General features: G+C 42.5%; 15 protein-coding genes and 2 pseudogenes. 5 read left to right on the forward strand and 12 right to left on the reverse strand.

What is annotated here, in order from left to right:
• Positions 1 to 7: 7 nt before the first annotated feature.
• Positions 8 to 1,417 (forward strand): MDR family MFS transporter, encoded by a 1,410-nt coding sequence (locus CHH60_RS18450; RefSeq protein WP_095360516.1) that lies wholly within the window; start codon positions 8 to 10, stop codon positions 1,415 to 1,417.
• Between the two features lie 464 nt (positions 1,418 to 1,881).
• Here CHH60_RS18450 and CHH60_RS18455 read toward each other — a convergent pair whose 3' ends face one another.
• The 4 genes from CHH60_RS18455 to CHH60_RS18465 form a co-directional block, all read right to left on the reverse strand.
• Positions 1,882 to 3,099, reverse strand: coding sequence for a carboxypeptidase-like regulatory domain-containing protein (locus tag CHH60_RS18455; protein WP_095360517.1), 1,218 nt, complete (start codon positions 3,097 to 3,099; stop codon positions 1,882 to 1,884).
• A 69-nt stretch (positions 3,100 to 3,168) separates the two neighbouring features.
• Positions 3,169 to 3,330, reverse strand: a complete 162-nt coding sequence (locus CHH60_RS29610) for a paeninodin family lasso peptide (protein WP_110757594.1) — start codon at positions 3,328 to 3,330, stop codon at positions 3,169 to 3,171.
• Positions 3,331 to 3,775: 445 nt separating this feature from the next.
• On the reverse strand, positions 3,776 to 4,930 hold the full coding sequence (locus tag CHH60_RS18460; RefSeq protein WP_217989996.1) for a serine hydrolase domain-containing protein: 1,155 nt from the start codon (positions 4,928 to 4,930) through the stop codon (positions 3,776 to 3,778).
• Between the two features lie 109 nt (positions 4,931 to 5,039).
• Positions 5,040 to 5,705 carry a TetR/AcrR family transcriptional regulator gene (locus CHH60_RS18465; protein WP_095360518.1) on the reverse strand — a complete coding sequence of 222 codons (666 nt, stop codon included), beginning with the start codon at positions 5,703 to 5,705 and terminating at the stop codon, positions 5,040 to 5,042.
• Between the two features lie 233 nt (positions 5,706 to 5,938).
• On the opposite strand from CHH60_RS18465, the gene CHH60_RS18470 reads away from it, so the two are divergent.
• The gene (locus CHH60_RS18470) at positions 5,939 to 7,135 is read left to right on the forward strand and encodes an MFS transporter (RefSeq protein WP_095360519.1); all 1,197 of its coding nucleotides are present in this window, start codon (positions 5,939 to 5,941) and stop codon (positions 7,133 to 7,135) included.
• A gap of 87 nt (positions 7,136 to 7,222) precedes the next feature.
• On the opposite strand, the pseudogene CHH60_RS30310 reads toward CHH60_RS18470, so the two are convergent.
• From CHH60_RS30310 to pyrH, 3 genes and pseudogenes are all read right to left on the reverse strand, one after another.
• Positions 7,223 to 7,333, reverse strand: a pseudogene (locus tag CHH60_RS30310) (TetR/AcrR family transcriptional regulator); the annotation flags it as partial.
• A gap of 176 nt (positions 7,334 to 7,509) precedes the next feature.
• Positions 7,510 to 8,475 carry a quinone oxidoreductase family protein gene (locus CHH60_RS18480; RefSeq protein ID WP_095360520.1) on the reverse strand — a complete coding sequence of 322 codons (966 nt, stop codon included), beginning with the start codon at positions 8,473 to 8,475 and terminating at the stop codon, positions 7,510 to 7,512.
• Positions 8,476 to 8,644: 169 nt separating this feature from the next.
• Positions 8,645 to 9,382: a UMP kinase gene (gene pyrH / locus CHH60_RS18485; RefSeq protein ID WP_095360521.1), complete on the reverse strand. Its 738-nt coding sequence runs from the start codon at positions 9,380 to 9,382 to the stop codon at positions 8,645 to 8,647.
• A 264-nt stretch (positions 9,383 to 9,646) separates the two neighbouring features.
• On the opposite strand from pyrH, the gene CHH60_RS18490 reads away from it, so the two are divergent.
• The gene (locus tag CHH60_RS18490) at positions 9,647 to 10,117 is read left to right on the forward strand and encodes an Rrf2 family transcriptional regulator (RefSeq protein ID WP_369680192.1); all 471 of its coding nucleotides are present in this window, start codon (positions 9,647 to 9,649) and stop codon (positions 10,115 to 10,117) included.
• 54 nt (positions 10,118 to 10,171) lie between these two features.
• Here CHH60_RS18490 and CHH60_RS18495 read toward each other — a convergent pair whose 3' ends face one another.
• The 3 genes from CHH60_RS18495 to CHH60_RS18505 form a co-directional block, all read right to left on the reverse strand.
• A complete protein-coding gene (locus tag CHH60_RS18495; protein WP_095289266.1) occupies positions 10,172 to 10,534 on the reverse strand; it encodes a hypothetical protein in 363 nt (120 codons plus the stop codon).
• Positions 10,535 to 10,742: 208 nt separating this feature from the next.
• Positions 10,743 to 11,411, reverse strand: coding sequence for a Type 1 glutamine amidotransferase-like domain-containing protein (locus CHH60_RS18500; protein ID WP_095360523.1), 669 nt, complete (start codon positions 11,409 to 11,411; stop codon positions 10,743 to 10,745).
• Between the two features lie 106 nt (positions 11,412 to 11,517).
• Positions 11,518 to 12,435 carry a ketopantoate reductase family protein gene (locus CHH60_RS18505; RefSeq protein WP_095360524.1) on the reverse strand — a complete coding sequence of 306 codons (918 nt, stop codon included), beginning with the start codon at positions 12,433 to 12,435 and terminating at the stop codon, positions 11,518 to 11,520.
• 148 nt (positions 12,436 to 12,583) lie between these two features.
• Between CHH60_RS18505 and CHH60_RS18510 the strand changes: the two genes are divergently transcribed.
• Positions 12,584 to 13,153, forward strand: coding sequence for a TetR/AcrR family transcriptional regulator (locus CHH60_RS18510; RefSeq protein WP_095360525.1), 570 nt, complete (start codon positions 12,584 to 12,586; stop codon positions 13,151 to 13,153).
• Between the two features lie 549 nt (positions 13,154 to 13,702).
• On the opposite strand, the gene CHH60_RS18515 is transcribed toward CHH60_RS18510, so the two are convergent.
• Both CHH60_RS18515 and CHH60_RS18520 read right to left on the reverse strand, forming a co-directional pair.
• The gene (locus CHH60_RS18515; protein WP_095360526.1) at positions 13,703 to 14,482 is read right to left on the reverse strand and encodes an alpha/beta hydrolase; all 780 of its coding nucleotides are present in this window, start codon (positions 14,480 to 14,482) and stop codon (positions 13,703 to 13,705) included.
• 294 nt (positions 14,483 to 14,776) lie between these two features.
• Positions 14,777 to 15,238: a GNAT family N-acetyltransferase gene (locus tag CHH60_RS18520; protein WP_255247990.1), complete on the reverse strand. Its 462-nt coding sequence runs from the start codon at positions 15,236 to 15,238 to the stop codon at positions 14,777 to 14,779.
• A gap of 270 nt (positions 15,239 to 15,508) precedes the next feature.
• Here CHH60_RS18520 and CHH60_RS18525 point away from each other — a divergent pair.
• Positions 15,509 to 15,901, forward strand: a pseudogene (locus CHH60_RS18525) (hypothetical protein); the annotation flags it as partial.

Here is a 15,901-nt window from a genome sequence, read left to right on the forward strand (position 1 = left end):
AATTACAATGGCAGAAAATAAAGTAAAGAAAATAGGCTTGCCCAAAGAAGTCCTTATGGCCGCCTGGGCCATTGCACTTGGAGCTATTGCTCCCATGCTTGACTCCACGATGGTGAATATCGCCATTGACAAACTGACGAAGGACTTTAGCACAACATTGGATATCATTCAATGGGCTATAACTGGTTATGTTTTAGCTCTTGCGATAGCGGTTCCCGTATCCGGCTGGCTTATGAACAAATTCAACGGCAAGAAAATTTTCGTTGGGGCCGTCATCGCTTTTGGTGTAATTTCTGTTTTAGTAGGAGTTAGCTGGGACATCTCCAGCTTCATCCTTTTCCGTCTGCTTCAAGGTTTTAGCGCCGGAGTAATTACCACGCTAATGTTCACGCTTTTAGTCAAAACAGCGGGGCAAGAAAATTTGGGCAGAGTAATGGCAATCGTCAGTACCCCAATGATCTTTGGTCCCATCTTAGGACCTGTTATTGGGGGGTTCATTGTTCAAGGGGCATCCTGGCGCTGGATTTTCTTTATAAACGTGTTCATCGTTTTGATTGCTGCGCCGCTGATGATGAAAAAGGTACCCCATTTTGAACCGTTCAACAAAGATAGTAGACTCGATCTATTTGGGATTATCAATTTGTCACTAATGAGTGCGGCATTGATTTATGGAATTACAAAAGCCGCGGATCATGCTTCATTTAACAATAGCGAAACTGTTATTTGGGTTGGCCTTGGTCTTGTCTTAGCCTTCATCTACTTCGTATATAATCTAGTAAGAAAAAATCAAACCGTGCTCCCATTGAATTTATTTGCACATAAGAGCTTCACAGCCTCCAGCATCGGGTTATTCCTGACAAATGCCGCTATCATGGGACCTATGTTAATTCTCCCTTTATACTTTCAGAACTTCCGTCATTTCACAGCGACCGAAGCAGCGCTTGCGTTAATTCCTCAAGGGGTTGGGATGCTTGTGACCAGACCTCTGATAGGAAAAATGATTGACAAGATCGGTGCAAAATATGTGGTTATGGTCAGCTTAGTCCTTTCACTTATTGGGTCTGTTCCGCTTATCTTTATCACCGATAAAACAAGTATGTTTTGGATCTCCATTATATTGTTTATCCGTGGTGCCAGTGTTGGAGGAATCAGCCTTCCTTTGACAAGTGATGCCTATACAGGACTTGACACTAAACAACTCCCTGAAGCAGGTGTTGGGATTAATATTATAGAGAACTTGGGCTCAAGCTTTGGTTCAGCTGTTATCGCAACCGTTGTCGCAGCTACCCTACAAGGATTGCAGCCAACCATAGCAAATCATATAAAGGGTTATCATTCCGGGTTTTTATTATCCGCTATTGCTCTAGGGGTAATCTTTATTCCAAGTCTCTTCCTTACAAATAAAAAGAATGCCTAACAAAGAACCCGCGCTTAAACATTTTAGCGCAGGTTCTTTTGAGATCTATCTTCAAGCTGAAGCATGTCGTATTCGCGACATTAGTGAGCGTTCAGGCAGAAACACGTGAACCGGATAAAGATGCTTCGGATTGCTCTCATGAGACTAAGACTAAATGAATGTCTATTTGGGGGCAGATTTACGGATTCATTGAACTAAACTAACCGTTAGTTGAACAAAAGCAGCCAATCTCATGGATCAGCTGCTTCTTGATTGAATTGAACTAATGTTTCCTTTTAGTTTAATGAATTAGTGCGAAGATTGATTAGGTTATGTCTAGTCGGTGATTAGAAACGAGGGGTAATACAATTGAGCTAAATTACAAAGCTGTTAATCTAGGAATGCTACATGGTACGATTGATGCGGGGAGTTGTATAAGAAGCCAATTACCAGAAAGGAATTTATTGAGTGCCTTCCTTCATCAATCATCTGTAAGCTCCTGCTCCTTCAAATTTTCCATTCACAAAATCCATCCTGTTTATCTTTTCCTGGTTGCCAGCGACATCGGTACTGAAATACTCCACGGTTTTGACATCAGGAGCATAAATCTTTATCGGTTCGGTAAACGTAATCCACGGCCCACCGTTGATTCTGTACTGTATTATTTTCAAGCCCGATCCATTAACTTCGTCCTCTGCTCTCAACCTAAAATTAAATCCATTAATGTATTGTTTCCCGTTGGACATCTCTGTCAAAGGGACTAGAGAATATTTGGTTACAGGTGGGGTCTTGTCCAGATTACTCTTGAGAATAAAACCAAATGTATTTTCATGTCCTTTAATTAGAGTAACCTTTATTGTTTGCTTGAGATAACCATCCGCTTCAACAGAGATTGTGCTTGATCCGGGAGACAGTCGATTCATGGAGTACTTTCCTTGATTGTCTGTTTTTGTGCGTAGATTAGAAATAGATACGGTGGCCCCTGCCACTGGCCTCCCCTGTTCATTTTGCACCATGCCACTCACGTCAACTGCATCTTGCAGTACGATGTTCAGTTTCATTGTCCTCCCAATACCTGGATATGCATCTGTTGTGTAAAGCACATACCCTTTTGCATCAACCTGTATCGTAATTTCATTGAAAGCATAGTTATTTATCCCTGTAATTGCATAGTTGCCCTCCTTATCTGTCTTTACAGATTGGCTGACTGTTGTTGCTTTAATGACAGCACCTACAACAGGTTTTCCTGATTGATCATTAACTTTGCCTACAATAGTCGAAGGCTCATAGAGGATAAAATTCACTTCCGATGTTTCTCCCGGCATCCAATAAAAATTAGCAATATTATTCCCGGTTTCCAAGTACCCCTTGGCAACTGGTCTCATCATGATGTATATGCTTTCACTTATCTTTGTTTCAAAACTGTACTCTCCCTTGGAATTTGTTTTAACTGTTTTGGTTGTTATTTCGCTACCTTCGAAGGTGTACATCTTAATACTTACATTTACATCTTTCACCGGAAAACTATCTATATCGGTAACTTTTCCATAAATTTTCGTAGTTTGAGCAAGACGATTAACTTGCCCCTCCGCAGAAGCATCTTTGGATGCAGCATATGTCGTTCCAGTAAGCAGCACACCTAGCATTCCGGAAACGAATAAAAAAACACTCAAACGAATCATCCATTTCCAAGGATTACTCATCACCAATCGTTCACCCCATCAAAATATATTTGGTTATCTTCTGAATAGATAAAAAGCGTTCTGTCCGTGTTAACTGACAAGCATTTCGATTTTCCAAAATTCTCCGCCCCAGACGTATTGCCAAATTCCTTCACCTCCGTTCATTGTCTCACTGATATCCAGAACTTCCATCTGCGGGGTTGTCCACACCTGCTTCTCTTTCTTTACCTCTACACATAAAATTTCTTTCATAGTCCACACCTCTTTATGGAATTTTCTTCTTCATTCTAATACAAACGATACATTTTGTATCGAAATATTTTATGTAATCTATTACTTTCGCGCATAGCTTGATCAATATCTTTCTCCATCATAAGCTTAACTGCTCTGAAACAACGGGTTGACCAATAAAATAACGGGAGAATCGTAAATCGTTATAAACTCTTTTGTAAAGTGTCTCTACATCCAAGATGTTTAATTAACTTAAAAACCTTCAAATCATTCTCTCCTTATCTAGATAATAGAAACAATACTAACGCTAAACTACCCTGCCCGTTAATTGAATACAGCCAGCCGGTCAAAGTAAACGGCTGGCTTTATATTCATCATTGAACGATCTTCCGTTTAGCATATCACCTTTAATAAAATTATATATTTGCGTACCGCCGATTCGAATCATTCACTGGATTAGCGATTTTTACAAAACTTGATCACCCTGGCGACTGGTCTGCCCCCCGCCGAACACCTCCTCGACGAGCCTCTGCGTCGCCTTCTGGAACGGCACTGCCAGGGACATGGCGGCATCGTCCACATAGTTGATGGAGGCGGTCAGGGTCTTGCTGCCGTCAGGCGTGCTGTACATCAGTGCCGCGTAGCCCGATATACCGCCGTTGTGGGTGATGATGGTACCACCGTTCGAGCCGGCGTCCTGTACAAACACCCCCAAGCCATAGCCGATTTTGGGGTACGTCCTGCACATCTCGGCCAGCAGAGCGGCCGGAAGGAGCTTGCCACCCATCAGCGCCGAGATAAACGTGTGGAGATCCTTGGTGGTCGAGATCATGTCACCTCCAGTGGAAATCCAGGAAGGGTTCTGGTTGGTGATGTCGACTGTCTTCTGCTCGCCATCGTCCTCGTATCGGTAGTAGGCGTGCGCGTGCGGTTCAGGGATCATCGACTGGGTGTCAGGTACGATGGTACCAGACAGCCCGAGCGGCCCCAGAATCAGTCGCTGCATCTCCTCGGCAAGCGAGCTGCCGGTGACCTTCTCGATCAGCAGCCTGGCAAGCACGTAATTGGTGTTGGAATAGCTCCAGGCGGTTCCTGGCTCGAATCGCACCGACTTGGTCAATGCCAGCCGTACCAGCTCCTCCGGCCGGTAGGTCTTGAACCGATTATCTACCCACTCCTGCCCCTGCCAAGGGATGCCCGGCACGACCTTCCCGTCTTCGTAGTACTCGCCGGTGAAGTTGAACACCCCGCTTGTATGCTGCAGCAGCATCCGCACCGTGATCCTCCGGTCAAGCCCGAACTCGGGCAGGTAGTCTACCACCGGGTCCTCCAGCCCGATCCTACCCTCGGCAACCAATTGCAGCACCACGGTCGCGGTGAAGGTCTTGGTATTGCTGCCGATCCGGAAGTGCCCATTTGTAGGTGGCTTCGCGGCGTCGCCCAGCTTGCTAACCCCCGCACTACCAACCCACTCGCCCTGCTCATCGTGCACGCGCAGCTGCACCCCTAGGAAACCGGAATCGACTATCTCCTGAATGGCCTTCTGTAGCTCCGGACGATCCTGCCCCGCAGCGACTCTTTTTTCCTTCATATTTTCTGGCCAATTGAACTGATTCATCATATTCACATCTCCTTATAATAAGTTTTCTAGCGCTCATTTGAGCATTGTTCATCTATACATACCGACTGATGGTATGTATAGTCTAAAAATAAGCTGCCTTAACGGCAGTTTATTTTTCGTTGCTGACTTCTCGAGCTGACAAACGGTACAATTCCTCGTAACGCTGAATCATTTGCTCATCGAACAGGTTAAGCCCCAGACCTTTCAATATTTCATCGAAAAGCCTTACCTTTCGCAACATCATCTCGGGCGTAGCTTGAATGACCGCCGGGTTTAGCCAAAAGTTGGTGAGAATCATCAACGCTTCGCTTAGCTCCCTTGGATAGTCGGTTCGGATCGAACCGTCTCGCATACCCTGTTCGATGATAGGCTGGATATAGAGGGGTACGCCTTTTATGAATATGTTCTCGAATTGTGCCGCCAGCAGCTTTGGATTGTTCAGGAGGCTTGGCGCCGCCGATGCCATTTCGTTCTGCGCTGGATTCTCTAGAGAAACACGGGAAATCTTCCGGAGCTTCTCCAGGCCGTTCAGCTCCTTGTCGTCCCTGATACCGGACAGCATCTCGTCAGCGCCCTTGAACATATGGTCGGTGACAGCCTGGAAGATTTCTTCCTTTGACTTGTAGTGATGATAAATTGCCCCTTTTGTCAGTCCACCCAGCTCATTAATGATATCCTGAATGGAGGTTTGCTCGTATCCTTTTTGTATGAACAGGTTAAGAGCAACGGTTAGAATCTGATTGATTGTTTCTTCGGGATATTTATTCCTTGCCACTCGCTTTCTCCTTTCATACATTCAGTTGGTATGTAAAAAATATATTCGATCATCCTTATAATGTCAACACTATAAAATCAAAATCATTTGATTTGGGTGTTCAGGCGTGGGGCACTCTGTTAGTGGAGGTTGAGATATTTTTATATAATGCGATTTACAAATCCCCCACCTGCGTATTAGAATTGTTTACATCGTGTAAAGGTTGACACAATGTAAACAAAGGAGCTCATTTTATGTTACCAAAGTCGGTTCGCTTCCCACTCTTCATTCTCATGTTAAATCTATTTATAGCTTTATTGGGTCAAGGAATGCTTATTCCAATATTGCCTGATTATTTGAAGCTATTCCATGCAGGCGGAACTGTCGCTGGTTTTCTAGTCGCTGCATTTGGTGCAGCTCAATTCTTATTTTCACCTCTGGGAGGACAATTATCTGATCGATTTGGACGCAAAAAGTTAATCATGGCCGGCATGTTTCTTTCTGTCGTTTCTGATGTCATATTTGCGCTTTCGACTTCATTGCCTCTGCTTTATGTTGCTCGCTTTATTGGTGGAATCAGCTTAGGTTTAATGATCCCATCGAACTTGGCCTATGTGGCCGATATTACAACCCACGAAACACGAGCTAAGGGTATGGGGTATTTTGGAGCTGCCATGAATTTGGGAATGGTACTTGGACCCGGTCTTGGTGGTCTCATTGCCGAAATGGGCATACGTATGCCTTATTTCTGTGCAGCTGGTCTTGGATTGGTCGCTACGCTGCTAACACTCCTATTGCCCGAGACACTTGCACCTGAAAAAAGAACGCGCTCTTTACGCAATCCGGATGGAAATCACTTTGGAAAAAAAGTTTTGAGTTCCTTTAAAGTTCCCTATTTCAAGTACTTACTTCTGCTTCTCGTTATGACCTTCGGTCTCATGAGTTATGAGACGGTATTTGCCCTTTTCGTAGAGAAAAAATACGGGTTTGATGCTGCTACAATCTCTATCATTATTACCCTAGGGGCAATAATCGGTATAGTTATTCAAGTTTGGTTGCTTGATTGGTTTGTGAAAAGGTTGGGTGAGATCAAGTTAATTAGACTATCTTTGATTATTGCGCCTATTGCTTTAATGTTAATGCTGATTAAAGTTAACCTTGCTTTTCTTTTATTCGCTTCTGCGATATTCTTTGCATTTAATTCTTTTTTGCGGCCTTCCGTCAGCACGCTAATATCCAAAAACGCAGGAGATCGACAAGGGTATGCATCTGGTCTGAATACCACATATTCCAGTCTTGGAACCATATTTGGCCCGCTTATTGCAGGTTCTTTATTTGATTCAAATATTAACCTTCCTTATATTTTTGGGGCAGTCATGCTTCTGGCTTCTCTGCCGCTTACCGTGAATGCATTCCGCTCCAAGAAAGGGAAAAGATCTACTCATTATTAATCTAACGCGATTTTTAAATGGAACTGCTTGACTAAGAAAATTCTTCATTCATTTGCAGGCCTTCATTCATACAAAAAATCCGCCAAATTAGCGGCTTCCCACGGAATGATATTCGTATCCTTCGACACGTCGGTTTAGCAAATTCCAAAATTGCTCAACCATGACGGGCGGAGGATATGGCATCGAACGGATAATCCACCTATCATTTAATTTCTAAAATTCACCAACAGTTTGAACTGGAATTTGAGGAGATACTTCAACAGTGTCTTGCAGTCGCAGCCCCCTTCACCGACAAGGTGGAGGGGCATTTTTCTTTGGCCAGATACAAAGGGATAATCTGCCCTACTTGAGTCTTGGTTAGATTCATACAATTTTTATGGTCTTAATAAGATTTTCCCCGTGCTTTTGCGGCTTTCCAGAAATTGATGCGCTTTTTTTCCATCTCGTAGTGCAAATACCGTAGGCTCGGATACCGTTATTTTCCCCTCTTCGATCCAGCGGAACAACTCGGCTGAACGGGTTGCCCGTTCCTCCCGGGAAGTAAGGAAATTCCAAAGATCGCCACCAGTCAAAGTTTTTGACGTATCCATCAACATCCTTGGGTCAACTGGAGCAGGGTCTCCCCCTGCCATTCCATAAAATACAACCGTCCCCCCAATACGAGTGGCTGCAAAACTATCCTCGAGCGTGGAGCCTACTGAGTCATAGACCACATCCACACCTTTTCCGTTTGTCTCCTCCATAACTTTTCTCTTCCAATCATCCGAGTACAAAAAAACCTGATTCCCTCCAGAGTTTTTAACTGCCGACGCCTTCTCCATCGAGGAGATTAAACCAATGACCCTCCCACCGAAGAGCTTTGCCATTTGAACAAGCAACTGTCCAACGCCCCCTGCTGCGGCATGAACTAGAATTACATCATTACCCTTAACCGCATAACTATCTTTTGTTAGATAGTGGGCAGTCAACCCTTGCAATAAAACAGAAGCTGCCTTTTCAAATGAAATGGTCTCTGGAAGAGGAATTGCCTTTTCTATAGGAACAGCCACTTTTTCTGCGTTAGCATGGGGGACATCTGCAAATACAATAGGGTCGCCAACGCTGATTCCTTGGACATTAGCTCCCGTTTTTCCAACGACTCCTGCCCCTTCATAACCTAAAATAAACGGGGAGTTCCCAGTAAGATGATAGTTCCCTTTCCTTCTATAAATATCTGCAAAATTCAATCCGATGGCTTTCATCCTTACTAATATTTCGTCAGGCCCGATAACTGGATCCGAAATTTCAAGATATTCTAGTACTTCGGGTCCTCCGAATTTATTAAATACAAGTGCTTTCAAATGAGTGGCCTCCTCTTATATATTTTTCAAGAGCTCTGAATGAAACGAGCTTCTTTTATTTACTCCAAAACTTGCCCCTGCTTATGATACGGTTCACCCGCTGTCTGTAACAGCAAGCTTATTACGAAATCTAGGGAGCACAAAAGTGCTCCCTCGGACAGAAGTTCGGTTATTCCACCTCTAAAACTGATTCGCCACTAATTATCGTACCGTTATTCTTACCTTCGCAAATTTCTTTCATCGAACCTGGTTTATCGAAATTAAACACATGCATTGGAAGATTGTAGTCTCTTGCTAAAATGAAAGCGGATTGGTCCATTACCTTTAAGTTGTGTTTTAAAACATCGTTGTAATGAAGCGAGCGAAATTTCCTTGCATCCTTCTCCAATTTAGGGTCTGCATTAAGAACACCATCAACACCTTGCTTTGCAACTAATAAAGCGTCACAATTAACCTCGATGGCTCTTTGTACTGAAGGATAGTCTGTTGTAACGAAAGGTTGACCGTTTCCCCCTGCAAAAATTACAATATAGCCTTTTTCTAGATGGTGGATTGCTCTTAGACGGATGTATGGTTCTGCAACTGAAGTAGTAGGTATTGCCGTCATTACTCGTACTTCCTTTTTGGTCTTGGCTTTAAGAACTCCACGAAGCATTAAACTATTTACTACAGTCGCAAGCGTACCAATGTTATCAGCTTCAGCCCGTTCTATCCCCCAGCTTTCCGCCATATTCCCTCTGAAAATGTTACCCCCACCTATAACTAACGAGACTTCAACGCCTAAGTTTACCACTGACATAATTTCATCCGCAATATGGTCTAACCTTTCTGGCTCAAAACCAAATTCAGAGTTTCCTGCTACTGCTCCACCACTTAGCTTAACCAGTATCCTTTTGTACCTTGACAATGATTACACCCCCATAAAATAAAAACACTAAAGCAATAAATGCTTTAGTGTTCTAATGGAATGGAAATATGAAATTATACAAATCGACTGAATGTAAGTCTGCCGTGTCCACCTCATACTCCCACCCCTTCATGTTTTTTCCATCAAGTGATTTTACATTACGTGAATGTAAATTGCAATGATGAGAATGGTAATGTGTTTGGAGTTGATCTTTAACCCACCTGTTTACCTGCTGATGATGCCGTCGATTGACCTGTTCTTTAAATGAAACTATACTATTTAGCAAAGAAGGTGAGTAGGTTGAAACAAATAAGTAGTCGTTTTTCGATGGCAGTCCATATTCTTTCCATGATCTCGCTGGACCCCCTATATAGTACAGGCGATCGAATTGCCCGTAGCATCAATAGTAACCCTGTAGTCATTCGAAGGATTATGGCCCAGCTCAAAAAAGCAGGTTATATTGATACAAAACCAGGAGTTGCGGGTGCCTCTCTTCTGATCTCTCCTGAAAGATTAACCCTACTGAATATCTTCCAAGCCGTCGAATCTGTGGATGGAAATCAGCTTTTCAAAATTCACAAGGATACGGACCCCAATTGTTCTGTAGGAATGAACATTGAATCCATTCTATTACCCCAATTCTCCAATGCACAGAAGGCTATGGAGCATGAACTAGCTTCTGTTACCCTAGCTCAGATTGTAGAGCAACTACGGATAAAGGCAAATGCAAAATAAAGCTACTCCTCTGATGGAGTAGCTTTATTTTACATTTAATGATTTTGCACCGGGTCATACAGAAGCTTGCGCAGGCTCAACATATTCGATAAAACTACCATCAGGATGCTGAACAAAAACACTTGGGCCAATAGGACCATGCTGATCTCTTACGATAAGGGTATTTTGTTTTTTTAATTCTGCCTTCAATTCGTTCATGGAATCAACATACACCACTGCACGGAGTGATCTAGCAGGCTCCAAGGCTTCTGCACTTCCAGATACAATGACGTAAGGATATACTGTGGCTAAAGATAAGCCAGCCTCGGGAATATTCCACGTGCGATCCATAGATCGGTTAGCAAGAGATTCATAATATGTAACAGTTAATTCTAGTTGTTCGGTAAAAACGGGTATAAAATGATTTATGATTTTCATGTTAACCTCCAGTTTTTATTTTTATATATAACCATAATGGTTATAACTGTTTTAGTTATATACAAACATTTTGACACTGTCAAGCTTTCAAAAAGGATCGACCTCCTAGAATGCCCGTTAACAGAACAAAAGCAGCCGATCACGTAGATCAGCTGCTTTCTTGGTAATATTGAATTATTGTATCCCGTTACCTCAGCAGTGAGGAATCTTAGAGCGTAAAATGCCTCCAATTCCCTTCGGAAACCACTTCCACTGCCCCATCGATCACCTTGATGGCGGTCTGATCATCGATTGCATATGCCGGCCCTTGAATCTCAGCGGCCCAGCTCTCAGCTGCAGCCATAGTGTTATCTGGCAGCATGACGTGATCAAGATGCGGGAAAATTGCAAAATCAACCAGTCCCAGCGTTTCATCGCCACCGGTAGGTGAAGTCCACCCCACAAAGTATTCCCCGATCTTAGGTGCCATCACCATACTGCCGGCGCTCATTCCCACATAAACGGCCTTCAGTGAAGGCAAGAGTTCTGCGAGTCCGGATTGCCACATCCAATGGTGTAGGAAGAGTGCATCGCCACCCGACACCAGCAAGACATCTGTCTCCCGGACCAGGGGCTCCCAGTGGTCTCTACAGATACTTGGCAGTGCGGTGAGCTCCAGCACCCCTACAGACTTCCAGCCGAGGTCGACCATGGGGTTCTCGGATTTCCCGCTGATAAACTCCCAGGTTTTCACGCCAGGTCCGACCCAGGGATGTCCGTACATCGCCGTGGGAATGCACAGGGCGTTGGAGTCAGCAATCGGCTTGTCCAACATGCCAACTAACGCGTCATGTATGCTTTGGTTATTAACGCCTGCAGATGTCAGTAACAATTTCATACCCTCACTCCTAGTCACTTGACCTTCATAGTTCCCCATCTATAGTTCGATAAAATGATTATCCTATCCTGCCCGTTAGCGTATCGAGTTGTACTCTGATTTGTCGTTAGCCCATTTCTGATTTGATACCATTTTGACTTAAAAATTTTATTAAATCATTACGCAGCTGCACCATCTCATTGTTAGCATGATTCGCATAATCCGGCAACATCATATCTCTAACCATTTTAGTACGCAGCCATGTCATAAAAAAAAGATCCAAAAATAAGTTTGGAAATTTAAGCACCACTTTCAGCATTGGTGGATCAATTGAAACCCCAGCTTTTTGTATTGCCTTTAGATGCGCTTTTAAAGTGACTGTTATTTGGCGAGCCGTATTTCTGGTTTTGGCTGTTTTTTTGTCCATTATCTTATTCTCGGATTGCAAAACGCTCAACATGGCAATGTCTGATACGGCGTGTGTGATTAGATATGCTTGCATATCCTTTTTAATATCGTAGGGAAGCTTTGCTGTTTTAAATATTGCTGCGAGCTTTTCTATGCGTTCTGTCACTAGACCATTAATTTCTCCGAATGCAGTTGCCGCTATAATCTTTGGTAGAAATCGAGCATGCAATACTCCATCTTTATTCTGTCCACCGAAGCCCGGAAAAGCGGGTAAAAGCCTATCTCCTACGATATCCAGCCATGAAGAAAATCCCATTGAATTACTAATCATCGTAACTATATTTTTGCTTTGATTATCTTTTAGCGTTAACAACGCTGATTCGGACCGATCATAACGAACGGTTACGAAAATAAAATCGTATACATCGTCGTTTTCGAGTGTATCAATGACATTCACTTTTATCGATCGAACTGTACCTTTTTCCTTATATCGCAGGCCATTTTCTCTTAATGAATCATATCTATTAGCACGTGCAAATAGGGTTACGTCAAACCCTGCTTCTATAAGCTTCATTGCGTACATGCTCCCGATAACACCTGCACCAAAAATTAAAATTCGATCTTGTTTATTTGACATTAAACCACTCCTACCGTTTACCAATTCTTATTCAAACATCCGACAACATGTTGTATGATGAGATTATAAATTTTCAATATTCATTGATCAACCATCAGTTTTTTATGATTTGTCGGATGATATTCTTAGACGCTAGTAGGAGGAGAACATGAAAAAGCAGCCCCAAATCACAGAGAAAACAAGACAAACCTTTGTTGGCGTTTTTTGTGAGTTATATAGCCAAAAACCAATCGAGAAAATTTCAGTTCAGGAAATCGCGAATAAATCAGGATATAACCGCAGCACCTTTTATCAATACTTTACTGATATTTACGAATTGTTAGATGCTCTTGAAAATGACTTATTAAACGACATAAAAGAAGAATTGGCGAAAAAAGAGCTATCGATGCATACAGTTCAAGATGCGCTCCTTTGTCTAGACAAAAAAGAACATCTCTTGGTTCTCAATGCCCTTTTAGGTGATTATGGAAGTGCACGTTTTTTAAAACGCTTAAAAAAAGAAATCACTCTAAATCAGTTGGAATTAAATGTTCCGCAAAATCCTTCTTTAACGCCATACTTGATTGAGTTTTACCTGTCAACCTCCCTTTCCTTATTTCGTCTTTGGCTCCAGCGACAAAAGGATTTATCTTCAGAAGAGTTTTTCAAGTTAGTGGACAACCTCTATTCAAAGGGGGTTACGTCCTATTCTAATGAATGGTCAAATCATCTAGATTAGGCATCCCCCATCATCAGTAATTTCATCCTTGTCTGTACAGAATGTCCATGATCGTTTATCTCGCTTTCTTTCCTGATCATAGTAATACAGAATTTCAGAGATTTACTGAGGTATACAGGCAGCCAATCAAATTGATTGGCTGCCTGATAAATATAATTAGACTATTCCATTAGCTTTACCGTTAGCTTAACGATTAAAGTAAAGCTACATGGATTATCTGAGGTAACCAAGTCTCCCCCTTCTTCTGAAATATCACAAAACAAGTGTAAAAATAATAGGAAGAGTAACAAGGCTTGCAAGTGTACTAATCAACGTGGCACCCGAGACAAATAACATAGTTATCTTTAAAGGAAAAGTAGCTACCTTTATTTGCAACTATTTTTATTTCTCTGATGTTATTGAGATGACAGGAGTATACAGCATCCTGCGCGTTAGGTAAACAAAAGCAGCTGATCACAATGAATCAGCTGCTTTCTTAATGGTATAGAGTTAACGTTTCCCGTTAGTTCAATGATCATCATTTCTACTTTGGATAGGTCACAGTACATGTCATACACGATCTAAAGGAAGCCATTTCAACACGTCTTGAATCGTTTTATCCCAGAAGGCCCAATCGTGTACACCTGGCTCTTCAGCGTAAGTGTAATCCAGTGAAGAACGCTCAAACGCTTCCTTCAGATCAATATTTAGATCGTACAGGAAATCATTCGTACCGCAAGCTTGGTAAAACGCGGGTTTTGGTCCAGCTGTGGGATCATTGGATTGAATCAGATGATAAAGATCGTTATCCGTTCCTGCATGTGGTCCGTCTCCGAAAGCAAGACGCAGAAACGGAGGAAACTCGCCGTCCGGCCCCGAGCTCCAAAACGGGAAATTACCCGTCGAAAGTCCAGCTGCAGCGGCAAACATATCAGGTTTGCTTAGCGCCCATTTGAATGCGCCGTAACCTCCCATCGATAAACCAGCAACGTAATTTTCCTCGCGAGCGTCTGATAGCGGAAACAAGGACCGGGCAATCTGGGGCAGCTCTTCCATCAGGAAGGTGCCGTACTTACCTCCGTACGCCATATCCGTGTAGAAGCTTAAATGGACTTGAGGCATCACGACAGCAAGGCCCAGCTCGGAAACATAGCGTTCAATCGATGTACGTCTCATCCAAATCGTATCGTCATCAGAGCCGCCATGCAGCAGCCAGAGGACGGGATGCCGTTCCCGGGTAGCGACGCCTTTCATCCCGATTTGCCCCTTGGTGGCCTGAGGGACAATAACGGTCATTGACGTGCTGAGTCCTAACGTTTCCGAGAAATAATTGCATCGAATCATGGCCATTGTACATTCTCCTCACATTCAAATTATTTAAACAACCACATTCCTTTTCCGTTCGGTCAATGCCGGTTGTTAGCGTTGCCTCTCAGTCGTATGCTTGATTTCATTTTAAGGGAAGCGCTTTCATATTTATATACAACAAATCCGACAAATTTTCATTTCATAATTCGAGTTTTTCTGTCTTGTGGCTCTACGGACAATTGATTACCCTAAGGTATAGGGGCGCCAATTAAGTTTAAGGATACCACAACGTACCATTCCCATTAGCATAAACGTTTAAGATCAAATACCTGCTGCTCAGTCCCAGTGCTTTTCTAGCGCTTCTTCACATTGAGAAAAACCATTTCTTGAATAGAAGTCTACGCTCTCGCTACTTGGCCAAAGTATGAGAAACTCGACCTCATTCTCTTTTGACCAATTTTCCATAGCTTTATGGATTTTTGACCCGATACCTAAGTTTCTGAAATCCGGACGAGTATAAACATTAGTAACGTAACCGTAATAAGGATCTGGAGATTTTCCTGGACGCGGTACCTTATGTATTAACTGCAGATACATATGTGAGACAAGACTTCCACTAATTTCTGCAACCCAAATATACCAGTCTCCGCTTCGAATTGATTTTAGCAAAAACTCACTACAAATCTGGTTAAATTCCTCAAATGTAACAACATTATTAGCATGCTCCTCTTCTGAAAAATCCCAACGCATTTGTACAAGCTGAGGTATATCCTTCAACGTGGCCAAACGAACTAGCATCATACAGCCCCCTATTATTGTAAATATATTCAAATTTATTTTATCACACCTTCAACTAACCTGCCCGTTAGTTCAACCGGCAGCCGCTCAAATTGAAACATCCTCCAATAGATATCTGCAAACTCACTTATTTTTGTACAATGGATTCTAGCTATTATTATGTTAATATAACAAGGTAATATGTTCCAGATCATGGTATATTTTTATTATTAAAACCATATAAGGGGAGCGCCATGAATCATACATAGTTGAGATTACTGAAATCAGGGAATGAATCCAGATACTAATTTTAAGGAGTTTACTTTGCCTAATCCATTTGTAAAAAGTTTAATCGTATTGTGTTTGATGTTTTTAGTAATACCAACAACAACCATTTTGGCAGCTCCACTCGTTAAGGATCCCGTTTTGGCACAAGTCATTCGAACAGATTTGAAGCTATCGGGTAAAAAAGAACTGAAGGCAAGCCATTTAAAAAAATTAAAATCCCTATATGCAATGGATGCAGGGCGTAAGATTTCAAGTCTGCAAGGACTTGAATATGCAGTTAACGTAGTGGAATTAGTCCTACCTGGCCATAAAATTAAAAATATAAAACCACTCTCCAAGCTGACAAAAATAAACCTATTGGCTTTAGACGGAAATCAAATTACAGATCTATCTCCT

The sequence above is a fragment of the Paenibacillus sp. 7523-1 genome (assembly GCF_002276415.1).
Lineage (GTDB): Bacteria > Bacillota > Bacilli > Paenibacillales > Paenibacillaceae > Paenibacillus > Paenibacillus illinoisensis_A.